This is a genomic window from Paenibacillus sp. FSL R7-0331, from assembly GCF_000758645.1.
GTDB classification, from domain to species: Bacteria; Bacillota; Bacilli; order Paenibacillales; family Paenibacillaceae; genus Paenibacillus_AQ; species Paenibacillus_AQ camerounensis.
On the sequence record NZ_CP009284.1, the window covers coordinates 705,227 to 729,005 of the forward strand.

General features: G+C 46.4%; 22 protein-coding genes. 16 read left to right on the plus strand and 6 right to left on the minus strand.

The annotated features are described in order from the left end of the window. Window positions 1-10: 10 nt before the first annotated feature. The 5 genes from R70331_RS03085 (at window position 11) to R70331_RS03105 (ending at window position 8,357) form a co-directional block, all read left to right on the plus strand. On the plus strand, window positions 11-823 hold the full coding sequence (locus R70331_RS03085; RefSeq protein WP_042172769.1) for a DUF6273 domain-containing protein: 813 nt from the start codon (window positions 11-13) through the stop codon (window positions 821-823). Between the two features lie 77 nt (window positions 824-900). Then, a complete protein-coding gene (locus R70331_RS03090) occupies window positions 901-5,190 on the plus strand; it encodes an S-layer homology domain-containing protein (protein ID WP_156131068.1) in 4,290 nt (1,429 codons plus the stop codon). Between the two features lie 154 nt (window positions 5,191-5,344). Further along, window positions 5,345-5,914, plus strand: coding sequence for a GNAT family N-acetyltransferase (locus tag R70331_RS03095; RefSeq protein ID WP_042172774.1), 570 nt, complete (start codon window positions 5,345-5,347; stop codon window positions 5,912-5,914). Between the two features lie 36 nt (window positions 5,915-5,950). Continuing rightward, the gene (locus R70331_RS03100) at window positions 5,951-7,774 is read left to right on the plus strand and encodes a sensor histidine kinase (protein ID WP_042172776.1); all 1,824 of its coding nucleotides are present in this window, start codon (window positions 5,951-5,953) and stop codon (window positions 7,772-7,774) included. Further along, window positions 7,755-8,357, plus strand: a complete 603-nt coding sequence (locus tag R70331_RS03105; protein ID WP_042172778.1) for a response regulator transcription factor — start codon at window positions 7,755-7,757, stop codon at window positions 8,355-8,357. Before R70331_RS03100 ends, R70331_RS03105 begins: the two co-directional genes overlap by 20 nt. A 105-nt stretch (window positions 8,358-8,462) precedes the next feature. On the opposite strand, the gene R70331_RS03110 is transcribed toward R70331_RS03105, so the two are convergent. Both R70331_RS03110 and R70331_RS03115 read right to left on the minus strand, forming a co-directional pair. Further along, on the minus strand, window positions 8,463-9,239 hold the full coding sequence (locus tag R70331_RS03110) for an ABC transporter permease (protein ID WP_042172780.1): 777 nt from the start codon (window positions 9,237-9,239) through the stop codon (window positions 8,463-8,465). Next, window positions 9,236-10,129 (minus strand): ATP-binding cassette domain-containing protein, encoded by an 894-nt coding sequence (locus R70331_RS03115; protein WP_052418895.1) that lies wholly within the window; start codon window positions 10,127-10,129, stop codon window positions 9,236-9,238. The genes R70331_RS03110 and R70331_RS03115 overlap by 4 nt, the downstream gene beginning before the upstream one ends. A 245-nt stretch (window positions 10,130-10,374) precedes the next feature. Here R70331_RS03115 and R70331_RS03120 point away from each other — a divergent pair, with 245 nt between their 5' ends. Continuing rightward, window positions 10,375-10,842 carry a bactofilin family protein gene (locus R70331_RS03120; protein WP_042172782.1) on the plus strand — a complete coding sequence of 156 codons (468 nt, stop codon included), beginning with the start codon at window positions 10,375-10,377 and terminating at the stop codon, window positions 10,840-10,842. On the opposite strand, the gene R70331_RS03125 is transcribed toward R70331_RS03120, so the two are convergent. After that, a complete protein-coding gene (locus R70331_RS03125; protein WP_042172784.1) occupies window positions 10,832-11,713 on the minus strand; it encodes a LysR family transcriptional regulator in 882 nt (293 codons plus the stop codon). The genes R70331_RS03120 and R70331_RS03125 overlap by 11 nt on opposite strands. A gap of 192 nt (window positions 11,714-11,905) precedes the next feature. Between R70331_RS03125 and R70331_RS03130 the strand changes: the two genes are divergently transcribed. Continuing rightward, window positions 11,906-12,472: a sugar O-acetyltransferase gene (locus R70331_RS03130; RefSeq protein WP_042172786.1), complete on the plus strand. Its 567-nt coding sequence runs from the start codon at window positions 11,906-11,908 to the stop codon at window positions 12,470-12,472. Between the two features lie 3 nt (window positions 12,473-12,475). Further along, window positions 12,476-13,006: a cyclophilin-like fold protein gene (locus R70331_RS03135; protein ID WP_052418896.1), complete on the plus strand. Its 531-nt coding sequence runs from the start codon at window positions 12,476-12,478 to the stop codon at window positions 13,004-13,006. 29 nt (window positions 13,007-13,035) lie between these two features. On the opposite strand, the gene R70331_RS03140 is transcribed toward R70331_RS03135, so the two are convergent. Continuing rightward, the gene (locus R70331_RS03140; protein WP_042172788.1) at window positions 13,036-14,013 is read right to left on the minus strand and encodes a phosphotransferase enzyme family protein; all 978 of its coding nucleotides are present in this window, start codon (window positions 14,011-14,013) and stop codon (window positions 13,036-13,038) included. A gap of 172 nt (window positions 14,014-14,185) precedes the next feature. Here R70331_RS03140 and R70331_RS03145 point away from each other — a divergent pair, with 172 nt between their 5' ends. From R70331_RS03145 to R70331_RS03160, 4 genes are all read left to right on the plus strand, one after another. Then, the gene (locus R70331_RS03145) at window positions 14,186-14,416 is read left to right on the plus strand and encodes an AbrB/MazE/SpoVT family DNA-binding domain-containing protein (RefSeq protein WP_042172789.1); all 231 of its coding nucleotides are present in this window, start codon (window positions 14,186-14,188) and stop codon (window positions 14,414-14,416) included. Beyond that, window positions 14,410-14,751 carry an endoribonuclease MazF gene (gene mazF / locus R70331_RS03150; protein WP_042172792.1) on the plus strand — a complete coding sequence of 114 codons (342 nt, stop codon included), beginning with the start codon at window positions 14,410-14,412 and terminating at the stop codon, window positions 14,749-14,751. Before R70331_RS03145 ends, mazF begins: the two co-directional genes overlap by 7 nt. Window positions 14,752-14,865: 114 nt before the next feature. After that, the gene (locus R70331_RS03155; RefSeq protein ID WP_042172794.1) at window positions 14,866-15,849 is read left to right on the plus strand and encodes a tRNA dihydrouridine synthase; all 984 of its coding nucleotides are present in this window, start codon (window positions 14,866-14,868) and stop codon (window positions 15,847-15,849) included. A gap of 95 nt (window positions 15,850-15,944) precedes the next feature. Next, window positions 15,945-16,514 carry an SF0329 family protein gene (locus tag R70331_RS03160; RefSeq protein ID WP_042172796.1) on the plus strand — a complete coding sequence of 190 codons (570 nt, stop codon included), beginning with the start codon at window positions 15,945-15,947 and terminating at the stop codon, window positions 16,512-16,514. Between the two features lie 26 nt (window positions 16,515-16,540). Here the strand turns inward: R70331_RS03160 and R70331_RS03165 are convergent, their stop codons facing one another. Further along, a complete protein-coding gene (locus R70331_RS03165; protein ID WP_231576396.1) occupies window positions 16,541-17,266 on the minus strand; it encodes a response regulator transcription factor in 726 nt (241 codons plus the stop codon). A gap of 4 nt (window positions 17,267-17,270) precedes the next feature. Further along, window positions 17,271-19,445 carry an ATP-binding protein gene (locus R70331_RS03170; protein ID WP_042172798.1) on the minus strand — a complete coding sequence of 725 codons (2,175 nt, stop codon included), beginning with the start codon at window positions 19,443-19,445 and terminating at the stop codon, window positions 17,271-17,273. 265 nt (window positions 19,446-19,710) lie between these two features. Here R70331_RS03170 and R70331_RS03175 point away from each other — a divergent pair, with 265 nt between their 5' ends. From R70331_RS03175 to R70331_RS03190, 4 genes are all read left to right on the plus strand, one after another. Beyond that, the gene (locus tag R70331_RS03175; protein WP_231576397.1) at window positions 19,711-20,724 is read left to right on the plus strand and encodes a carbohydrate-binding protein; all 1,014 of its coding nucleotides are present in this window, start codon (window positions 19,711-19,713) and stop codon (window positions 20,722-20,724) included. 121 nt (window positions 20,725-20,845) lie between these two features. Beyond that, window positions 20,846-21,808, plus strand: coding sequence for a helix-turn-helix transcriptional regulator (locus R70331_RS03180; protein ID WP_042182084.1), 963 nt, complete (start codon window positions 20,846-20,848; stop codon window positions 21,806-21,808). Window positions 21,809-21,879: 71 nt separating this feature from the next. Continuing rightward, window positions 21,880-22,503: a type 1 glutamine amidotransferase family protein gene (locus tag R70331_RS03185; protein WP_042172801.1), complete on the plus strand. Its 624-nt coding sequence runs from the start codon at window positions 21,880-21,882 to the stop codon at window positions 22,501-22,503. Between the two features lie 134 nt (window positions 22,504-22,637). Continuing rightward, window positions 22,638-23,489, plus strand: a complete 852-nt coding sequence (locus tag R70331_RS03190; RefSeq protein ID WP_042172804.1) for a hypothetical protein — start codon at window positions 22,638-22,640, stop codon at window positions 23,487-23,489. Window positions 23,490-23,779: the final 290 nt, after the last annotated feature.

The following is a 23,779-nucleotide window of genomic DNA, read 5'->3' on the forward strand; positions in this document are numbered from 1 at the left end:
AGAATAAACCATGATAACTAATAAAAAAGTTTGGTTTTTTCTGATATTGTGCATCCTTGGCATTGTTTTTTTTAGAGGCCGAGATGCTTTTTCTGTCTTGGAAGCCAGTGCATTTCTGTTCTCAGCCGATAAGAAAGAGGAACTCCTAGAGTTAGCATACGATCGTAATCCGAAGAAAGGTTACACTGTGTATCTCAAAGAGGGCGATGCGTATGTACCCTACCTCGTTGTTTCATCCGGCTATGGCGGCAAAGCACTGTTATTAAGGAGAGAATTATTAGAAACCACGATGCCGTTTAATGAGAATGAAAGCCATATGTGGGCTAGGTCTCAATACGGGGGTTATTACGAGGACAGTTCGATCGATCAATATTTAAATGGAGCATTTATCGGCAGATTCAGTCAGACGGTACAAGCTGCTATTGTCCATAGCGACATTACTATAACTGATAAAAGTAGTTTAGGTATTACAGGTAATAGCACGATTGAAATTTCACGTAAAGTATTCTTGTTGTCCTTGAAAGAGTTGAACGGTGCTGATTCCAATGCAAGTGCTTCCGAAGGCGAGACACTACCGTTCTTTGCTGATGATTTTAATAGAAGAACAGCCTATTTACCCAATCAGGAAGTGAATCCATACTGGACACGCACTCCCGAAACTTGGGAGACCTACACAGTATTCACTATAGGCCCAAAGGGTACAGGTGCAGGGAGCGCAGATATAAACAGCGGGGTTCGCCCTGCTTTTTGCTTGGAGGGATCTACTGTGTATAAGCAGCGGTCAGATCTAATAAGCGGTCAGACGGTTTTCGTAATCGAATGATGCGCCTATTGTAATTAGTATAGTGGAGGTATCGCTTATATGCGTTATCAATATAAAGAAGAATAGGATGATTAAGGTTGTTAAAACGTTTGTCGATTATTTTACTTGCAGTCTGCCTCATAACGGGAGGGGCTTCCTTACCTGTCTTGAACGCAGCGGTTTATGCAGAAGAGCTGCCGGATAACACATCTGGTATGATGCAGGAAATTTCACCCGGTGATAGTCTTTCAGAAGGCGAAACAGTAACTAGTGATACTTATCTTTATTTGCCGGATAACCCGCCACAAGTCAATATGACGGCTGTTCAACAGCTGAAATCCAATAAGAGGCTTCAAGCGGCCAGCGCATTGCCGGCAGAGGAAGTTCGCCGTTATTCAGTCCTCGTTCTGGATACGTCAGCTTCTTCTAATTTCTTAGATTCGAGCGGCAGGGTTTTTTATACTGCTGATACGGCTATAGATTATGTTAAGACATCTGCGAAGAAATTTATTGAAGCCATTCAAGTTGCAGATGGAACAAACTATGTGGCTATAGTATCTTATAAAGGTTCCAAGGCATCTATTGTTTCTCCGTTTTCGACCGATGTGAAGGCATTAGGGGCTGCGGTAGACAGTATTTATGCATCGAACAATAACCGGAATGTTGCAGCCGGACTTCAGGCTGCTGATGCGCTAATCAGTGAAATATCTGATCCTTCAGCGGTAAAAAATGTTGTTCTCGTTACCACCGGGATGACCAATGACGGAGAGCATAATTATAATGGTCACTATAATGAAAGTACTGTTGGCAGTAAGTGGAGGCGCGTTGACACGGGGATCAGGTTATATGCCTATGCTAATGAAGCTTATGAAGCAGCAGAAGCGCTTAAGCAACAGGCAACCGTGAATACGATCGGCCTGTTCCAGACATTTGAGAATATGCCGGAAGAAGGACGTGAAGTAGCGCAGTTCTTCAAGCTCAGTGCCTTAGACTGGGCTACATCAACACAGCACTTTTACGATGTGAAGGACCCGAATGACCTAGCGTTTGTGTTCGGTGAGGTTGCGAGCAGCATCGTCAAGAAAACAGGTACATTTAAGTATCTCGGGGATGGCCGGGATTATAGTGCAACTTATTATTACGATGACTCATACTTTTATAACAGTTCCTACATATACAATGAACATCTTGCTACAATGTCTCTCAATCTCGAGCTGTCGGCTTGGGCAAGTGCAGATGCCGGAGACTCGTACGAAAATAAAAGTAATAACGCGTATAACCTGCTAACCGACATAGGCTTTACCGACTTCGAATCTAATGACTGGTTCAAAGTAAAGCCGACCAAGGACTCCATCGGTGCAGTTGCAGCCCGTAAGACAATTAAGGATGACGGTGAGGATTACACCCTGGTCGCTTTAGCGGTTCGCGGAGGCGGTTACGAAAGCGAATGGGCAAGTAACTTTACTATAGGTGAAAGTGGTCTGCATCAAGGATTTAGCGGGGCGCGCGATCAAGTGCTCACCTTTTTGAAGGAATACATAAGTGACAAAGAGATCCAAGGTAACATTAAATTGTGGGTTACGGGATTTAGCCGTGGTGCTGCAACAGCAAATATGGTAGCTGGTAAAATTGATGAAGGCGGAGTATCGTTCCCTGGAGCTACACTTGCACTTCATGATTTGTATGCCTATACATTCGAAACGCCAGCAGGTGCACTGTTGCCGGATGCTAAAAGTGATAGATACGGTAATATATTCAATATTATTAATCCTAGTGATTTAGTGCCAAAGGTAGCCCCTGCAGCTTGGTCTTTTACCCGCTATGGCATTGACAAACGGCTTCCGAGTGCAGAGACAGATTCGGAAAAAACCTACAGCGAAAGTATTTCGAAAATGCTGGAACGTTATAACGCCTTGGAAGAAACTGCACCGTATGTTGTAGATGACTTTTTGATGAAGAAGATTAATATTGACGGCTGGAAAATACTCCCCGGCGGAGACCCATTTGTCAGCATTATTGATGATACGAAGAACGCCCAGTCCCAGAATGCTTTCCTGAATTCCTATATAACCATGCTGACCAAGGATTTCCTGAAAAGCCGGGCGCATTATGTGAGCCATTACCAAAACGGAATTAGGGATATATGCGGCTTGTTTTTCGGAGCCAGTTCAACGCAAAGTGAAAAATTAATTGAAACGGCAACGGAGAAATTCTCAAGTAAATGGGGCTGGATTGTGTATGAGCTGCTTAAGCCCAATCTAAATCCTTGGGGAAACAATGAAAAGGATGCCTATGAGAAGATTGCCCAGTATCTTAAAGAAAGTCTTGATGAGGCTGAAATTACAGCGTACTCTAAGACTGAATTTGATAATGCAGTAGTTACACTGCTGGACCTGGTTGCAGCAGTGTTGACTAACCATCCGAACCTGGCAACGACAATGGTTCTGAACATTAGCGGAATTGGGCAAGCCCATCATCCGGAGCTGGCTCTTGCGTGGATGCAATCCATGGACTCTTATTATACGCCAGGCGGTGCTGCAGGATTCTCAAGCGGCAAATACAGAATCGTTAGAATCAATTGCCCGGTTGATGTGCAAGTATTCAACAATGACAAACAATTGGTAGCTTCGATTATTGACGATGTGCCTCAACAAGTAAGTACCATTATATCTGCGCTTAATGAGGATGGAGAAAAATTAGTCTTTCTGCCCGCATCGGAAGAGTATACTCTTCTAATTACGGCTACTGGTAATGATGTGATGACGTATTCAATAAATGAATATAGTCCTGAAGCTGGAGAAGTTAACCGGCTCGTTAACTACTATGATGTGCCGATTGTAACCGGCCAGGAGCTTTCTGGCGTAGTGCCTGCGTACAATCCATCTAATCTGACCAACACAACGGAGGAAGCATCTGATACGGTATATCGTCTTGCCACAAAAGGCAAAGAGATTCCCGCAGGTGATGACTTGTCCGGTGAGGAGGCTACTTCTGCCTACTTTACAATAAATGCTGTTGCGAACGATGAATCGCTTGGAGCAGTACAAGGTTCTGGTACGAGACAGCTTGGAACATTCGCACAAGTTGAAGCCACGGCGTATACCGGTAGTAGGTTTTTGGGATGGTATCAGGATAATACGGTGCTGGTTTCTAAGGAGCCGGCGTATAGATTCCGTGTTGATAAGGACTCTAACATAACCGCCAGATTCGTAAGTACTATTACAAATGATGCTAATCTAACTGCGCTTTCGCTCGGCGCGGACATCGTGCTTACTCCTGTGTTTAGTCCGGAGACAACGGGTTACACTTCAAGTGTTAGTAACGGCACCTCAAGCGTAACAGTAACTGCAGTCTCCAGTGACCCGGGTGCTTCCATTAGCGGAACAGGCTTGAAACCGCTGAGTGTTGGCGCGAATACGCTAAGCATCGTAGTAACGGCTAAGGATGGCACGACCCACAAGACATACACGATTACAGTAACAAGAGCAGGTGAGTCCGGAGGAGGGTTTTATCCCCCTGCGCAGCCATCCGTTCAGGAATCCACTACGCTGTCACTGCCTGATGCTAAGGACACCATTACAGCAGGTGAATCCTACTCATTCACACCATCGCTGATTTCTGGTTCGATGAAGTTGTCCAAGACATTGACAGTAACGGTTGACGGTGTGGCTGTCACTAATGCTAAATCTGGTGAAGTGTACACATTAACTAATTTAGCTGCAGGAACACACACGATCGGTTTATCTTTTTCGGGTGAAGGTAACTACAGTAATTCAAGTGTTACGAAGAGTGTAACAGTAATGAAAGAAGATTCCCCTATCCAATCAGACGAACCTGCATTCGTAAATGTATTCACTGACGTTGCTGAAGGTGCCTGGTACTATGAACACATTATGTGGGCAGCTAAGAAGGGGATCGTAAGCGGTGTTGGTAACGGGATTTATGCTACAGCTAAGCCAATTACAAGAGCTGAATTTGTAGCGATGCTGGCACGATACTATCATGCAGATGTAGATAGCTATAGCAACGTTTCGTTTTCAGATGTGTCTGAAGGCGCCTGGTACAGTAAATATATCGGCTGGGCAGCGGCTAACGGAATCGTAAGCGGGTATGGCAACGGAAGGTTTGGAGTGAATGAGTTACTGACCCGCGAACAAGCGGCAGTCATTCTGTATAACATTCACAAAAACCCATCGGTTTCAGGCAAATCCCTTACATACACCGACAGGTTGAAAATTTCGGCTTGGGCGATTGATGCGGTGGTATACTGGTCAAATGCAGGTGTGCTCAAAGGTAAAGAAAATCAATTGTTTGACCCGAAAGGCAGCTTTACACGTGCAGAGAGCGCAACGGTTCTACACGAACTGGAGCGCTACGAGGGTATGTAATTCATTGCGGGGGCGCTAATGCTCCCGCTTTTTTTTTCGATATAATAAAGCAAAAAGCAATTTCTCATTACAATTCAGCAATAAACAAGCAGTGTCAGCTCCCTATGCAGGGTTACAATAGAAACAGGACAGAAAAATAAGAGGCGGTGGCGAAATGAACATTGAAGCCGTTTTTGGGCAGTTTCCTGGCCTGAAATCAGATAATTACCAATTGAAGAAGATTGAAAATCAGCATCTTGAAGAGGTTTTTGAAATATATAGCAATGACAAAGTATTTGATTACTGTGGCATTATACCCAAACACAATAAAGCTACTGTTAACAATATGATCGGCCATTTTGAGAGAGACTATTATAAAAGGTCAAAGGTTAAGTGGGGAATCTTTGCGCATGCTGAACCCGAACGGTTACTGGGTATTATCGAAGCTTTCGACTTTAATCAAAAGGTGAACGGAGTGACACTGGGATACTTTTTATCCGAAGCGCATTGGGGAAAAGGGATTGCGACTGAAGCAGTGGGTATGCTGCTCAATTATTTGTTTAAGGCTGGGAGCATCAATAGAATTCAGGCAGAAGTAATGCCTTTAAATGAGGCTTCAAAGAAGGTATTGTTAAAGAACGGATTCATCAAGGAAGGAACATTAAGACAAGCCGCACTATGGGCCGGTAAAGGAATTATTGATTTAGAGATATACAGTATTTTAAAAGCAGACTATGTAAAATAATGAAGAAAGCACAGCCAGAAGAGCAGGAGCCATCTAATGCAGCCTAAAATATCCGGAACTTCCATGCAGACCAGCACCAAAATGCTATTTTTTATTTACTCCGTTGTTTTAGCCTTGATTTGTTTATTTCAGAATAAGATGATCATTCTTCCGGCGCATTATCTGTTTGTATTTGTGATCGGTAATGTGCTGCTGTGCCTTTATTTATTTTTTGCCAATGGCGCGAAGCCGGAATATTATATTCCTGTGCATCTTTTTTTATGGATGTTTTTGTTTTATGACAGCTACTCTTATTTATTTTATGGCTCAGCGCTGATATTTATTGCAGCTTCTATTACCTTTATGAGGCGAAGCGTTATTCAGCCGTGGACTAAAATGCTATATTATATCGTTCTTTCAGCCAGTCTATTAGCGGCATTTACCCTAAATCCGGTAGTGCTGTTTATGGTCTGCACCTTGTATGCCATCGTGATGGTGCTGCATGCTGAGCTGAATACGATGCAAAAGTGGAATGTGGTTATATTAGGTTTATTACATAGCTTAGCGGTTGCAGCCTGTGCGTCACCGGTTCTTTTTCCTTATCAGGACAACACCATTTTCACACTGCCGGTGAGCTTTCTGATCTTTGTTATGTATGCGATGTCCGCGTCAATATACCAGGTGTTCTTCCGCGTACTATACTCAGAAGCTATTATGTTCTTATGCATGATAAGTATGTTATTTGGCTACTCCATAGCCAGCTATAAGCAGGTTTATTCCGATAACGGCAGCTCATTTGCTTTTTATTTAACGGGCAGCCTGGTGTTATTGGTCATTGCATGTGCAGTATGCTTCCATATACAGAGGGTAATCCAAGCCAAGTATGCAATACTCCAGAGCGGGCTGGGTGACTGGTTCGTGAAGCAATGGGAGGCTGCACTGAGCCAGCAGGATAAAGGGTTGTCCTGGTCTGGTTTTGATTCAAAGCTAGCCCCTATTTTTCCGAATGACGGTATTGTAATCCTTTATAAAGACAAGGCCGTGTATACCAGTGGAGTCTTTCTTGATCCTGACTTTAAGTCAGGTAGGTCCCTGTATGCCGGAGAAGTTACACTGATGATTCATGAAACCCATACACACCAATCCTTTACGCCCGGGCACTACTATACGGCATATGCCTTAACCCGTTATATGCGGGACAAGCTTAACCAATGGGAAGAGATGAGCAGGATGAAGCTGCCGGATGCTGAACAAGGCGGGAATTTCAGTGAAACGTTGCGCTTCCGCAAAGAGGTAACGTATTATCTGCACGATAACATTCTGCAAAACATCATTGCGACCAAAAATATCGTGGCTACTTTACCAACGGAGCAGTCTGCGCTGAAGGAGCTGGCCGTAGACACCTTGGCTGACCTGAATACGTCGATACGCTCGCAGATGCATGAGATTTATCCGTCTACCCTTGCTGACCTGTCTTTTGAGCGGAATATTCATATTTTACTTGATGAGATGCGCAAGCGGTATGGCAGCATTCCGAATCCCCATATTCAGTATGAAATCTTCGAGCGGATGGATGAGCAGTCTGCGTATTTATTGTACCGTACATTACAGGAGCTACTGGCGAACACCTGTAAATATGCGGAGGCAGATCATATCTGGATTCATTTGTATAGCGCGGACTGCTGGATTATGGAAGTGAAAGAGGACGGCAAGCCCGTTGTGCCGGAGGACATGGAGGGGAAGATTAAGCATTTGGGGATTTCCAGCTTGAAGCAGCAGGCGGGCTCGCTTGGCGGAGCTTTTGAATGGGCCCAGCACGAGAATTATAAGCTGTTTACACTAAGACTTCCAAGGAGAACACATGAAGGTACTCTTATTTGATGATCATAAGCTGTTTGCAAAAAGCCTGGAAATTGTCATGGCGAACCATATCGATGAATTTCTGTGCTTCCAGACACCGGACAACATAACGGAAATTGTGCAGCAGGAAAAGCCTGATTTGATTCTGCTGGATATTCATATGGGCACGTATAGCGGACTCGATGTGTGCCGGGAGGTGCTGTATCATTTTCCTGAGCAAAAGGTCGCTTTTTTATCCGGGTACAACCTGCATGAATACAATCTGGAAGCGAAGCGCATGGGGGCCAAGGGCTTTTTAGATAAGAATATGTCCGTTGAACATCTGATCGACAGCATCAGGCAGCTTCAGCAGGGCGGTACCATCTTTATGGAGAACAAGGATGACGATGTGATTGAGGAGTTAACCCCGCGCGAGAAGGAAATTTTGCAGTATGCAAGCAACGGGGATACGCAGCAGGTGATTGCCGATAAGCTGTTTATCAGCAGGCGCACAGTGAACAATCATCTAATGTCGATCAACGATAAGCTGATGGTGAACTCCACCGTTGCTGCCATTGTGAAGGGGATCGAGCTGGGCGTTATTAAGCTGTCTAACAATCGTTGAAAAGGATAGAGGCATCCGTTATGGATGCCCTAATTATAGCTTTTCGGGGTCCCCGCAAAGTACCTGAGCCAGCATCCATGTAAGGCTCCACTTTGTGGGGTTATTTTATTGTGCCAAGGCTGCAGATGTCTTTTGCGAGAAAATAAAGCGCTGAACACAGACCGCTACGATGACAAGTGCAGCAGAGATAGACAGCAGGATCACATTATCTTTAACCACATTGCCGAATGCAGAGTTGTTGGTCCACGCCGCCAGTAAAGCATTTCGTCCGTAGATGACCGGATTAATATAATACACCAGCTTTTGCAGGAACTGCGGGAACATTTCAATCGGGAACGTTAAGCCGCCAAGGAACATCTGGAACATATAAAAAGCCAAGGAGATCGGATTATAGATAGAAGCCTTTCTCAGAATAGAAGTTAACAGGAACGTAACGGCGAAATGAAACACCTCAATGACGGCAAGGGTAACAAGGACCGGGATGATATTTTGCACCGGGAATACAGTTCCCTTATAGAAATAAGTAAACACAATAAAAGCAATGATGACGATAAGCTGAAAGACAAAGGTAGCCACGAATAAAGTGAAGGAGAAGCAGAGCTCACTGACACCCATGAACTTGAATTTTTGCAGGTTGCCGCTTTCCCTCGCCTGTACATAAAAGGTACCGAACACACTGATGACCGCGTTGCCAATAATAATGATGATGTACAGCGGGATGAGCAGGTCGGATAATGCCGAGCCGCTGAACTCCACATTTTGCAGCATATATCCGAATAAAATATAAAAGCCGATCGGCATTAAAAAGGCCATAAGCACGGACGATTTATCTCTGAATAACAGCTTAAAATTATATTTGGTTAAGCTTATTACGGGTTTCATTTGGTGTCTCCTTTCTCGTCCAGCTCATAGCCAATCATTGTTAGAAAAGCATCCTCAAACGTCCGTTTCTGCAGCTGGATATCGTATCCCCCGCAAATTTTCAGGTTATCAAAGACATCCTTTTCGTCCTCTTCCTTGTATTCGATCATTAGTTTATTGCTTTGCTGCTTATACGCATATTTGAGGGAGGAGAAGCTAAAGCTGGAATCCACAAGACAGGTCGCTAGTTTATGCATCGCAAAAGCATTATTGATAATATCAGGCACAGTCCCCTGCAGCTTGACCCTACCCTGTTCAAGGACAATCACATAGTCGGACAAGTACTCGACCTCATCTAAGAAGTGGCTGGTCAGCAGCATACTAACGCCTTTCTCCTTGCGGATTTTGCCCAGCAGATCCCATATCATTCTCCGGGACATAACGTCCAGCCCTGTCGTAAGCTCGTCCAGAATAATCAGCTTAGGATGGCCGATGGTCGCCAGCAGCACCGCGATTTTTTGCTTTTCCCCGCCGGACAGCTTCTCAAGATAGGAATTCTTAAAGGGCAGCATTTGCACACTTTGCAGCAGCTCATCCACCGTCTCCCGGCTATCCAGCAGTTCAATGTAGAGCTGTACAATATCCTTCACCTTGGCGTTTTTTTCGAACGTGGACGTCTGAGTCTGCACCCGGATATGTTTATAGAGCTCCTTTTTGTTAAAGCCGTATGTAATGGAGCCTGCATAGTTTAAGTTTTGCATAATGGCTTGAATCAGGGTGCTTTTTCCTGCCCCGTTATGCCCCACAATCGATACAATACTGTTATCTTCGATAGAAAAGGATGCTTTGGTCACCGCGTTTTTGTCGGCTTTATGGTAACGTATGGATACGTCCTGTACATTTAATATCATAGCTGATGTGCTCCCTTCGTTGCTTACAAGAGCTATTCTATATGAATCATGAGCAGGGAGCATGAGTAATTTGTGCAAAGTTGGAGCAGGGTGCCCTAGTGTTTAAAAGAAGGCGGAGGAGCCGGGGATTGGATGATGTATTTCGTGGGGCAGTTCGCATGTCCGTTTAAAAGCGCTTAATCATTAATCAATTTAATGAGACTTGCCACTAACACAAATTTTAATTAAGAGGAGGAGAAGCAAGCTTGAGCAAAAATATTGTTGTACAGGGTTACTCTGAGTTCCAGAGTGGAGATTATGATGTAATTGACGTTATGGGCGCTGGACTGGTTTGTGGCAATTTACAAGCAGATGTAATTGATGTTAATGGATCACTTGAAGTAAATGGGAATATATCTGCTAGCTCAATCGATGTGTTAGGAGGGATAACATGTAAAGGAGTGATCAGCACCCAAACTTTAGAGATTTCTGGAGGGCTGGAAGCTGAAGGACTTTTGGCAAAATCGATTACTATGAATATCTCTAGTTATACCTCGATTAATCATATTTCTGCAGAATTCTTGAAAATCACTATTAATCATGGTTGCGGGGTACTCAAATTTGATTTATTACAAGATGGCATTCTGCAGAAGAAAGAGAATGAACATATGAAAGAGGGAGAGATTGTATTTCACCATGTGGTATTAAAAGATTTTGTTCTGGTTAGGTATTAATGGTTCCCTGCAGCTCCTTCAGAAACTTGTCCGCTGCCTTCGAAAACACCTGATACTTCTTCCAGACAATATATAAAGGCGCCTCTAACCGCGGCTCCAGAGGCTTGAAGCAAAGACCGGAAACGTTACTGGTATTCACCAGTTTATCTAAACATAGCGCGTACCCGATCCCTTCCTCTACCATGAGAGCAGCGTTATAAATCAGATTATAGGTGGCAACGATATTCTGATGCTCAGAGCCCTCCCGGAGCCATCCGGATAATTCATTTCCGGCAAGAGCCTGTCTGGAGCAGAGCAGGGGGAGACCAAGTAAATGCTCTGGCCGTATACTTTCTAGGTCTGCTAACGGACTGTCCTTTTTCATAAGTAAGCCCCAGGTATCTGTTGCCGGTAAGCGTAAATAGTCATAATTCTGGATTTGGGCTGCCCCGATAATCACTCCAAAGTCCAGCAGCCCCTTATCCAAACGCTCCATTACATCCTCGGCGTTCCCGCTATAAAGGTGATATTGGATGTGCGGGTGTTCCAACTGCAGCTTCTTTACAGACCTGGCTATATAGCGCATAGCATCTGTCTCACCACCCCCGATGTAGAGATCCCCGCTGATTACCTCATCCACGCCGCCGATTTCCGCTTCTGTTTTATCCACCAGCTCCATAATTTCCTGCGCCCGCTTGCGAAGCAGCATTCCTTCTTCTGTGAGTGCGATTCTCCGGTTTCCGCGGATAAACAGCTGTTTTCCCAGGGACTCTTCTAAATCCATCAGCTGCTTTGAAAGAGTGGGCTGTGAGACATTGAGTGCTTTTGCTGCTCCTGTAATGCTTTCTTCTCTTGCCACCGCCAAAAAGTAACGCAGAACCCGAAATTCCATCATGCATGCTCCTGTTCTGTAATCTTCTTTATTCTATTATAGCTGTTAGGCATTCCTTTTAACTATGGGAGGGCATACTTAATAAGTATTATTTATTGGATGGACATTCCGAATATAATCAAGAAGTGATGGTGTGCACCTGTTACAGCAAATTCAATCGCTAACCGGCAGCGGTGAAAGAGGATAAAACCTATGAACTTAAACGAACTGTTAGATCATCTGAATCAGGGACGGACAATCACCGGAGGCTCGGCAGCTCACCTGTATATGGTTGAGATAAGTAATGAGGCTATGCGCCTTACTATGGAACTAAACAACACGTACCATACACCAGAGGAAGTCCGTGCTTTGATGGAGCAGATTACGGGCAAGACCCTAGATCCATCCTTCGCTATGTTTCCGCCCTTTAATACGGATTTCGGAAAAAACATTACTATAGGCAATAATGTATTCATCAACTCAGGCTGCAAGTTTCAGGATCAGGGAGGAATTACGATCGGGAACGGTGCATTAATTGGTCATAATACGTTGCTTGCTACCCTTAATCACGCCATGGCACCAGAGCAGCGCAGCGACTTGCATCCGGCCCCTATTGTGATAGGTAAAAATGTGTGGATAGGCTCAAATGCAACTATCTTGCCCGGAGTAACTATCGGGGATGGGGCTATCATTGCCGCCGGAGCGGTGGTGACTAAGGATGTTACGGCAAACACCATTGTGGGCGGCGTTCCTGCTAAATTCATTAAAAGGACTGGATGAACAATGAAAGGAATACTGTCGGTTACACTTTTTGTCCTGTTTGTGATAGTTTTGACTGGTTGTTCAGGAAATTCTGCACCAGGTATCTCATCAGTTGAGCGCCAAGAGAGTACCGCTGAACCTTTGGCTGCTCCGGCAGAACCGCTAACACCGGAGCAGCCCGCAGCACAGGCTACCATGCCAACAATAAATATTAAGATGGCTAACATTAATTTTACGGCAATCCTCTATGACAATGAATCGGCACGGACTATTGTCCAAGAAATGCCCTTTACCTTAAATATGGAAGACTTCGCTTTGCAGGAAAAGATAGCTGAATTGACATTTCCTTTGCCCTCCGCACAGACAGAAACCCCTGCAACAATCAAAGCAGGAGATCTATCTCTTTGGTCGGGCAACAATCTGGTGTTGTTTTATACCACATTTTCAAACGCATACAGATATGTTCCGGTTGGATACATCGAAGATGTGACCGGGCTCCAGAGTGCTCTTGGAAACGGCACGGTTACACTAACCTTTAGTGCCAATGAGTAAGCTGATGATCACATTAAAGATATACAAGCCTATTCCCAGTAAGGTTTCCCGCTAAAGAGGAACGACTCATTGTTCAGATACGCATTAATTTCCCTGCTTGCTAATCTTCCAATATGGCCAGGCAGCCATTCCTGCCAGTCCGGCAGACCCAGCCAGAAATTCATGGTTTCCAGCTGTGCTGCAATAAAAAAGCCTTCCAATAGCTCAACATAGTTATCCGGTAAAGGATAAAATTGAGCATAGGATTGAAGCAGGCGTTCTCTAAATGCCGGGTGTATATAGGAAAACGTCCAGCCTAGATCACCTAAATAGTAGCCAAACCCGCAAGCGCCAAAGTCGATCGGCCGTACTTCTTTTCCTAGAAACACCAGATTACTTGGAATCAAATCCGCATGAATCATTCCCGAATTGCCGGGGGTTCTTTCTAGAGTATCCATCATTGTAATGATTCGTTGACCCGCTTGCTGAAGAAGCGCTGTATCATCTGCATCAAGCAATCCTGCCTTAGACTGTTCGCTAAGCTTCTCAAGTGACTGTAAAATCCGGGAGCTATCAAAGGAAGGGCGTTCAAATAAACCTGGGATGCTCCAATTCGAGGCTTGTCTATGTAATTTACCAGTCATTTCCCCTATAGCCGCCGCGTCTTCTATTGTAAGAATAATAGGCTTCTGCTCACCTTCCACCCATCTTAATAAAGTACAGTTTAGATTATTCACATTCGTAATGAATTCCCCGTGGATATTCTTAAGAGGGGCCGGCACGGCTAAGTCTGTGTCCAAGGCCAAGGCTTGAAGCCAGACCATTTCAGAATGGATCACTTCAGGCTTACTCCAAAAGCTTTCAAGAGCATCCCCTTTGGATTGGTGCAGGCGCAGGCTGTAGCTGTTATTGTCCAGGTCAGTAACTTTATAGATCGTATTTCCGCTTTGTGCGATAAAATCAACCGATGTGCAAGTTATAGCGTAGTTACTCAATGCCTCCTGCGCAGTATTCAAAAGATTAATCAAATCAACATCGCTCCTCGTTAGAATGGTATAAAATTACAATAGCATCAACTGATTAGTAGGAGTGTGTAATGGTTGGTTATAGTTGTTTTTGACTGATTTTTGGGCCTGTAACGAATTGACTTCTAAAGATAGTATGTTTATACTTTGTTTAAACATTTTGGGAGGCGGTTCAATGTTCCAGGTTCAAAAATGGGGTAACAGCTTAGGCATTCGTATTCCGAAGTCCCTTGCCTTGAAGGTCGGTATTGAGGAGGGCTCCGAAGTTGATCTCGATGTGGAGGATGGACATCTTGTAATCAAACCGAAGTCAGCTACTCTGGACGATATCCTATCCCAAGTCACAACGGAAAATCTCCATAAAGAGATTTCCACAGGTGAGCAGCAAGGACGGGAAATATGGTGATGGACGGGTACGTACCTGATCGCGGGGACTTGATATGGCTGCAGTTTAACCCGCAGGCGGGACATGAACAGGCTGGTAAACGTCCTGCTTTAGTCATATCTCCAGCCTCTTATAATGGCAAGGTTGGCTTTTCCCTGCTCTGCCCGGTAACCTCGAAGCAAAAGGGCTACCCGTTTGAAGTCGTTATTCCGAATGATCTGCCCATTGAAGGGGTTATCCTTGCCGATCAAGTAAAGAGTTTAGACTGGCAGTCCCGGCAGGCAGCGTTCATCTGTAAAATACCGCAGGCAATACTATCAGATGTCGTTGCTAAACTGGACTTGCTGATTCGTTGACTGGAGGGGCGCCCCCCTCTTTTTTGTCGGGTTATGCTATACTTATGAAATGTCTACAATTAAATCATACTCAGGATAAGGCCTTATCCTGATACCCATAGAGAGGTTTCCAACATGACAACTAACTTTTGGCGTGACTTACCACGCCCGTTCTTTATACTGGCGCCGATGGAGGATGTGACGGATGTGGTGTTTCGTCATGTAGTGAGTGAGGCGGGCCGGCCGGATGTGTTCTTCACGGAGTTTGCGAATTCGGAGAGCTACTGCCACCCGGAGGGGCATCATGCGGTGCGCGGGCGGTTGACGTTCACAGAGGATGAGCAGCCGATCGTCGCGCACATCTGGGGAGATAAGCCGGAATTCTTCCGTCAGATGAGCATCGGGATGGCTGAGGAAGGCTTCAAAGGCATCGATATCAATATGGGCTGCCCTGTGGCGAATGTAGCCGAGAACGGAAAGGGAAGCGGCCTGATCTGCCGTCCTGAGCTTGCAGCGGAGATCATCCAGGCGGCGAAGGCCGGGGGACTGCCGGTTAGCGTCAAAACAAGGCTCGGCTTCACCGAGATCGGCGAATGGCGCGGCTGGTTAACCCATATTTTGCAGCAGGATATTGTGAATCTGTCGATTCATCTGCGCACACGTGAGGAAATGAGCAAGGTGGATGCCCACTGGGAGCTGATTCCGGAGATCAAGAAGCTTCGCGATGAGATAGCACCGCATACTCTGCTGACCATTAACGGAGATATTCCTGACCGCCAGACCGGACTGAAGCTCGCTGAACAGTACGGGGTGGACGGGATTATGATCGGGCGGGGGATTTTTCAGAATCCATTTGCGTTCGAGCAGGAGCCGAAGGAGCACAGTAGCGCGGAACTCTTGGATTTGCTGCGGCTGCACCTGGACCTCTATGATCAATATTCAGGACAGGCACCACGCTCGTTCAGCCCGCTTCAGCGGTTCTTCAAAATCTATGTCCGCGGCTTCCGCGGAGCCGGTGAATTAAGAAATACCCTGATGAATACCAAATCAACGGGTGAGGTACGTGCGCTGCTTGATGCTTTTGCGAGTAAAGAGCCTGAAGAGGCGGAGAACGTATAGATACTAAGCTGCTAAGTGGAGGATAGGCGGTGGAGAGGGGGACAACCCCCGGAGCCAGCAAGCCTGTCCTCTGTTTGGTATATGGAGGGAAATACATGTCTTGGAGTAAATTGAAGCAGCAGCTGGAGGGCTTTCTGAGCCCTGCGTTAAACGGAAGGGTAGAGTACCGAGCGCCGGGCTACCGTTACCTGCCTGATAAATCAGGGATCTGTTACATCTCAGTCGATAAAAAGAATGTGCTGGTCATGAGCGATAAAAGTAACCCGATCAGATGGTATCAGACAGAGCTGGACATCAAAAACGATCCGGCTATCCGGATTCCTGTCACAAGTGAGGACATTGAAGCGGTGAGACAAGCAACCAAGGGGCCCGTACCGGAGGATCGCCTGATCGTAATGGCCGGCAGCCGGAAAAGCACAGAGCATGCCAAGGAGCTTATGTCCGCCCAGACGGCATTAACGAAGTCGAATTTTATTGTGGTGGCTAATAAGTTTCTGGTTACTCCGATAGAGGAAAGTATGGAGAGCAGCGACATGATGCTGAATATTCTGGCTCTGCTGGACAGACGGGTCGGGAAAAAGCGGATCTTAAGCATGGCCGGGAAGATGGAGCTGAAGCATCCGGCGGTGCAGTATTTCTATGAGCTGCGGCGGTGGACGCTATGAGGCGATACTAACGTATCGGCTTCTGCTTAACTGCTCTTATCGCTATGCTCGCGCTTGCTGGCGCCCAGCATATAGCCTTGCCCGCGAATTGTAATGATTCGCTCCGGATTGACAGGATCAGCCTCGATTTTTTTGCGTAAATTACTGATGTGTACAGCGACCGTTCTTGTATCCTCCAGACTGTCCATTCCCCAGATGAGATGGAACAAGGTATCAACGGTGACGACACGATTAACGTTCTGGGCCAGATAGGAGAGCAGACTAAACTCTTTTTTTGATAAAAAGATGGTCTTACTGCCGATATTGACGGACTGTGCGTAGAAATCCAGCGTTAAGCCCGGCAGCTCCAGCAGCTGCTCCCTTCTGCCTGTTGACACTCTGCGCAGGTGGGCCTTGATCTTGGCCATGAGTACGCCCGGACTGAACGGCTTGGTTACATAATCATCGCCGCCATAGGATAATGCGCTGATTTTTACCTCGTCTTCCTCTTGACTGCTCAGAAATACGATCGGCGCATCCGTGTAGCTGCGTGCGTTCCTGCACCAGTCAATGCCGTTTTCATTAGCCAGCAGTACATCCAGTACTATTAAATCCGGACTAAACGAAGCAAGCAGCTTCATGGCTTCTGAACCGCTGTGGCTATATGAGGATTCAAAGCCTTCCCGTTCGCAGTAGGCCTGAACAATCTCACAGATATGGGGATCATCATCGACGATCATAATTTTGTACGTGTTTTTGTATGTGTCTATCAAGCTGTCACCTTCCTGCTTCTTGAATACAAGGCAGCGATACATAGAATACCGACCCCGTCTTGCCGTCACTCTCCGCCCAGACGGTCCCTCCATGTGCCTGTACGATTTCCCTGCAAATCGCCAGCCCAAGCCCGCTGCCCTCTACACCCGTTTCCATGCCTGGCCGGTCAACCCTGTAATTGCGGTCGAAGATTTGCTCAAGCTGCTCCGGGGGAATGCCTATACCAGAGTCTTGAACGCTAATTACCGCATAGGGGGTACCTTTCACCTCTTCTGCAGCCAGTGCAAGACGCACCACCCCGCCGCTGGAAGTGAACTTCATCGCGTTCGACACCAGATTGAACAATGCCTGCTCTAATCTTTGCGCATCCATCCGGACAACAGGCGAGTCAGGCCTTTGATCTTCTTCCGTATATCCGATATCTTCCGTATATCCGATATCCAGTATGAAGTCCAGCCCTGCATCACGTACAACCAGCTCATATTGCTCGAAGAAACCGCGCAAGAAGTCAATCACCTGCACCGGCTCCATCTGATATGTTACCTGCCCCGTCTCCAGATGCGACAGGAAGGACAACTCCCCGATCATCCGGTTAATCCTTATCGTGTTATCCCGGATATACCTTAGGTACTGTTCATTGCGCTCCGGCTTAACCATGTCCAGCACAGCCTCGACATAACCAAGCATACTGGACAGCGGCATACGCAGATCATGCGTAATGTAGGCCAGCAGCTTCTTCCTGCCTTGCTCGGAGTGAAGTAACCGCTCATATGACATACGAAGATCCTCGTGAGCTGCGGATAAGGCATGTGTGCGGTACGCTACAATCTGCTCCAGGCTGGAATTCATTTCAGTGAGCTTATTGTTAGCTTCCTGGAGCTCACGTGCAATCCGCTCTTCATTCGTTGCTGCCCTCGTAAATCTTGAGGACAGCAGAACCATCTGTGCGATCGTAAAGATCAGCAGCCCGAACGGAGAGGTATTACCAATGATAGACCATTCGTTAAAATATAAAAAATCGTTGATCACCGTAACCAGGGCAACCACCGACACGAGTAGGAAGATCAGTGCTCCCTCCATACGCCGCATGGCCGCCACAGTCAGCCCAACCATCAGATACGCCATCTGCAGAACAACGACTATTCCAATCAGCACCAGCAGCTTCGAATAGAGGAGCGCAGGGGTCAACACAACAATCAGGCTAAGCACGCCGGTTGCGGTACGGGTGCTAAGCCGAAACCACCGCGACACATAATTCGGGAAAATGCACTCAAAGTACTTGGTGATGATATAACCGCCGAGGCAAAGCGTCAGATACTCCAGCTTGAACTGCAATTCCCACGGAAAAAGCGGAAACCATTGAGTAAGCATCAGCTCGCCGTTCAGCAGGGACCGTATACCGAACAGCACGGTGAACAGACCGAAGTACAGCGGCGCCCTGTCCTTGCGCCGCAGCACGAATAAAAGCAGATTATATAGGCCTATTACGAGCAGGCTTGCGGTTATGAACATCTCTGAGGCAACCTTAAGATTTGTTTTGGCTGCAAGCACATTGCTGCCGCCCAGCTCGATATCCTTGGTGATGCCGCCCCGCTTATGATGGAAGTTCGACACCTGCATAACCAGCTCTACCATGTCGTTCTCAGGCTGGAAGAATACCAGCTTCGTTGCCAGACGAGGTATCATGCCGCTCTTGTCCTCACCCACCACACCGACTTCTTCCATCAGCTCTCCGTTAACCCATAATTTATATGCATTAAAAATAGTAGGCAGCCGCAGGGCGAGCTGTTCATTCCGATCCTGTCCGCTAAGCCGGGTGACCAGCCGAAAGGTTGCAAAGCCTTCTCCATTTAGCTCCTGGCCATCCAGTTTGTAGCCTAACCAGGACTGGGGGATGCTGATATACCGGTCAGCCGTTTCCCCTCCTGCCAGCCGGCTATGTATATCCTCTGGTGAGAGCAGCTCCTGCCAGTAGAATGCCCATTCCCCCTGTAACTTTAGCGGCTGCTTACTGATAGAATGCTGCGTTAGATCCAGAACGCCTTGTTCGCTACGAAGCTTGGGGGCGCCGGACGGTGCCGACAGAATGGCATAGCTTACAGCCAGACCAATAACAACGGCAATAGCTATACGAAGCAAGATAGTACGAGAGCTGAACCGGAGAATACCCCGCATCATGATGTCGACCCCAATCTATAAAATGAACTGAAATGTAAGGATTATCCTAAAGGATAGCCTGCTTAATGGAAACTATGTTAATGGGAGTAATCTTTATTATTATCGGTTTAAAAATGCCGGAATGTTGTATCCGGGATCAATTTAAAACGAAGCTGCCGGTTAAAGTTTATGGAGCATGGAATGATTTTCACAAACGACAATAGAATAAATCTGTGGATCGGCTTAACGCCGAAACCGGTAAATGAAATAAAGGAGGCTTCAGATTTTGAAAAAAGTTCCCGCTAGAGCCTTATCTCTTCTGGTAGTGTTTGCAGTCTTTCTATCCCTGTACTTCACAGGCTTACCGCCGGCAGACGCGGCTGCCAGAGGTGCGTGGGCACCGAATACTGCGTATGCAGTAAATGATACAGTAACGTATAGCGGAAGTACGTATACCTGTCTTCAGGCACACACTTCCCTCACTGGCTGGGAGCCGGCTGCTACTCCTGCATTATGGAAGAGCGGAGGAGGAACAACGCCGACACCTACACCAACGCCGCCTCCGGCAACAAACGGTGCTATCTTTTATGCAGATATCAATTATAGCGGCAAGGCAGTAACGCTTGGAACAGGTAACTATACCCTGTCTCAGCTGAATGCTGCAGGTATTCCGAATGACTGGATGTCCTCGCTCAAGGTTCCCGGCGGCTGGACGGTTGAAGTGTATGAGAATGATAGCTTTGGAGGCACCAAATGGACCTATACTGCGAATTCCTCCTGGGTTGGCGACAATGTCAATGACAAGATGAGCTCGGTTAAGATCTATATCGGTTCCCCGCAGACTTCTGTAACTAAGCCTTCCGAGGTTCCAAGCCAAATTTGGACCTATGTAATGAATGTCGACAATAAATTCGGTAAAGGGGGAGACTTTGCCCTATTGCTGAGTGCGGTTATCAAGAAGGAGAGCAGCTTTGGAGCAGGTCTGCCGGGCAGCCCGTCAGCCGGTGACGGCTTGATGCAGGTAGAACCTAACACACGTAATGCCTATCTATCGCAATTCAGCGCCAAATTCGGCCGCAGCTATAATCACAGCGATGAACAGGATCAGGTATGCATGGGCGCACTGATTCTGGATGAGAAGATCGTCAGGTTCGGAAGCATCTATAACGGATTGCTGCACTATAACGGAGGGGATAACTGGTATCCGGGTGCTACCGATTCCTACGGCCGTCCTATTCTGGCCGATCAATATGCGAATTCCGTTTATGCTACCTATCAGGGGTACGGCGGTAAGAATTAATAGAATGGCACGAAGACGCTGGGGAAGTTCCCTTGGCGTCTTTATTTTTTATAAGCTGCGGCGGAGGGCTTTGTGAGGTACACTGATTCTAGCAGATTTTATGAAAATGAGGGCTTATGTGATGCCAAAACAAGATAATATGCTGGCCATTCTATGGATGCTGAACTCTGGCGTGAAAATAACGGCGAAGCAGCTCGCCGAGAAGCTGGAAATTAATATCCGGACCGTGTACCGGTATATTGATGCATTATGTGCCAGCGGAGTGCCAATCATCTCCGATGCTGGTCATAACGGCGGGTATAGCCTGCTCAGTAATGTGATTAGAGCACCGCTGCTGTTCGATATGGAGGAGAAGAAGGCGCTGCTTCATGCTGCTCTTTTTGCAAAAGAAGCCGGACACCCTATGAGTGACGTATTGGACAATGCCGCAGTAAAGCTCAAAATGTATTCGAATCAGGAGCAGGAACAGGTGCTTAACCGCCATTTAGCCGGCTTTGAAGTCATAAACCGTACAGCGCCTGCTTCTGTTCAGCCGGTGCTCGCGGAATTGGAATGGGCGGTAGCCAATGAATGTTCTGTAGAAATGGCTTACCGGACAGGCCGTGAGGAGCATACTAAGAACAGGATAATCGATCCTTATGGAATGGTCTACTGGAATAACAGATGGTACACGGTTGCTTTTTGCCACTTGAAACAGGAGCTCCGCAGCTTCCGGGCCGACCGGATTATGTCGATCGAGCGTACGGCGGAGAGCTTTAAGCGCTCGGAGGGGTTCTCGGCCCGCGACAGCTTCCTGCATAATCTGCTGCCTGATGCAGCAGGCAAGGAAGAATGGATCGTTGTAAAGATAGAAGGAACGGCGGATGCGCTGGACGATCTGTGTCTGCACTGGTTTCTGGGGCATCATCTGAAGGAGCGGACAGCGGGTCAGGCGATCTTTACCCTTGAGGAGGAGAACGTTCACAGGTATGTCCCTTCATTCCTTCTTCCCTACGGGAAGTCCATTCAAGTAATGGAGCCGCAGAGCTTAAAGGAGAGACTTGTTGCTACTGCAGCGGAGTTAATGGAATATTATCAGCAATAACAGCTTCACTGACAGCGGATGTCAGTGGAGCTGTTTTATTATGGAGGTAATCAATGAAGGGGGAATTACAAATGAAGAATACCGTATATCTATATGTATTGGACACCATGGCGGACTGGGAAATCGGGTACCTGACTGCCGAGCTGAACTCGGGAAGATACTATAAGAAGGGGCAAGCCTCATCTAGAGTAGTTACTGTAGGGCTAGACAAGACGCCTGTAACTACCATGGGCGGATTAACCATAATGCCTGACATCACACTGGAGGAATGCAGCCTTAGCAGCGGAGATTTGCTGATTCTGCCGGGTGGAGAGACATGGACAGATTCCATCCACGAGCCCGTTCTGCAGGCTGCCGGGAGATGTCTGGAGGGCAATATAGGGGTTGCGGCGATTTGCGGAGCTACAATGGGGCTGGCCCGGACAGGCCTATTGGATACACGTGCTCATACAAGCAACGATCTGGAATATCTCAAAATGGTCTGCCCGGCATACACAGGCGAACAGCACTATAAGCTGCAGCCTGCTGTAACGGATGGGAACCTGATTACGGCCTCTGGAATTGCTCCGCTGGAGTTCACTGTTCACGTCCTGAGAGCGCTGGATGTGTTCACGGAGCAAAGGTTAGAGGCTTGGTATAAGCTGTATAAGACTCAGGAGCCCAGGTATTTCTATGAGCTGATGAGTCATTCATAGAGCAATGTATAAGGCGCTTCCTCTAAAACTCTGCAATAATATTGACAATCTAGCAAACTGCATAAATGGAATATTGACCTATGGAAAATAAAGGAATAATATAGGTGTAAATGGTTTGAGAGGAAGTGTATACGTTGCTTGAACTCGATGGTATAGCTGCCGATTCACTTGTAGACATGATAAAACTATCATTTTCATGGGAGAACTGGGCAGCCGTAATTGAGGTGTCAGATAAGCTGTTCGAAGTGATTGCCATCACCTACGATACCTCACAGAATATCATCGGGATGTCTCCCAAGCCGCAACTAAAGAGAAGCATTGTATACTATTTCGGATATAGCCTATTGATGAAGGGGGTGGGATACCAGAAGACAGGACAATACGCAGAATCAAGAAAGTGCATTAATCAATATAAAGATTTGAGCTGGATTAAGAACTTAGATGACGCTGGCATTGCGGAAGTGAACTTTTACAAGAGTATGGCTATGGCGAACGGCTATGTTATTGAATTACTTGAGGGGAACAGCAGAGTACTGCAGGAATATGTCCGTTTTCTGCAAACGTTAACGAAGAAGGAACTATTGAACGGAATGTTAACCGTCCTTGAGTCTGCCATTAAATATAACTACTCTATTGATTGGGTGCTTGATCTATTCGAAGACCAGATTGAAGAGATCAGCAGCAAAGAGAAGAGAGAAGACGTCCGAAGCTATGTGGACTACAAGTATTTACTCGCAACCTATTTATATAGAAGAAATAATATCACCGATGCGTTAAATGGAATACTCGAAATTTTACAGATATGTAGTAAACTAGAAGATGAGGCGGGATTTAGAAAATCCGTCGCCTTCTACGAGCTTATCCGAAACAGGGCATCAGATTCACAGCAAGAGATGTATCAAGGGATTATAAAAAATATCTTAGAGAGGGAGTTTTTATATGACGAAGAAGATATCCTTGTTGCTGACAACGCTGTTGTTCATTAGTGCAGTTGCCATCGGAGCCTCAGCTAGTGCTGATGCGGGTGTGAAAGTGAAGGCAGGCGCTGGCGGGTTTACTGTTAATAATCATGGGACTGGGCACTGAAGATAGATTAGATGAAGACTCCGCGGATGCGGGGTCTTTTTTTGGGTTGGGGATATCTTTATCTTATTAATTGGATGATTATAGTTCGAGAGTATCGTAATTTAATATTTAAGACTCTGATTTCTATAACGGTGGCCTTATAAGATATAATGAATTATATGCAAGGTTAACCATTATTTAAATTAAGGGA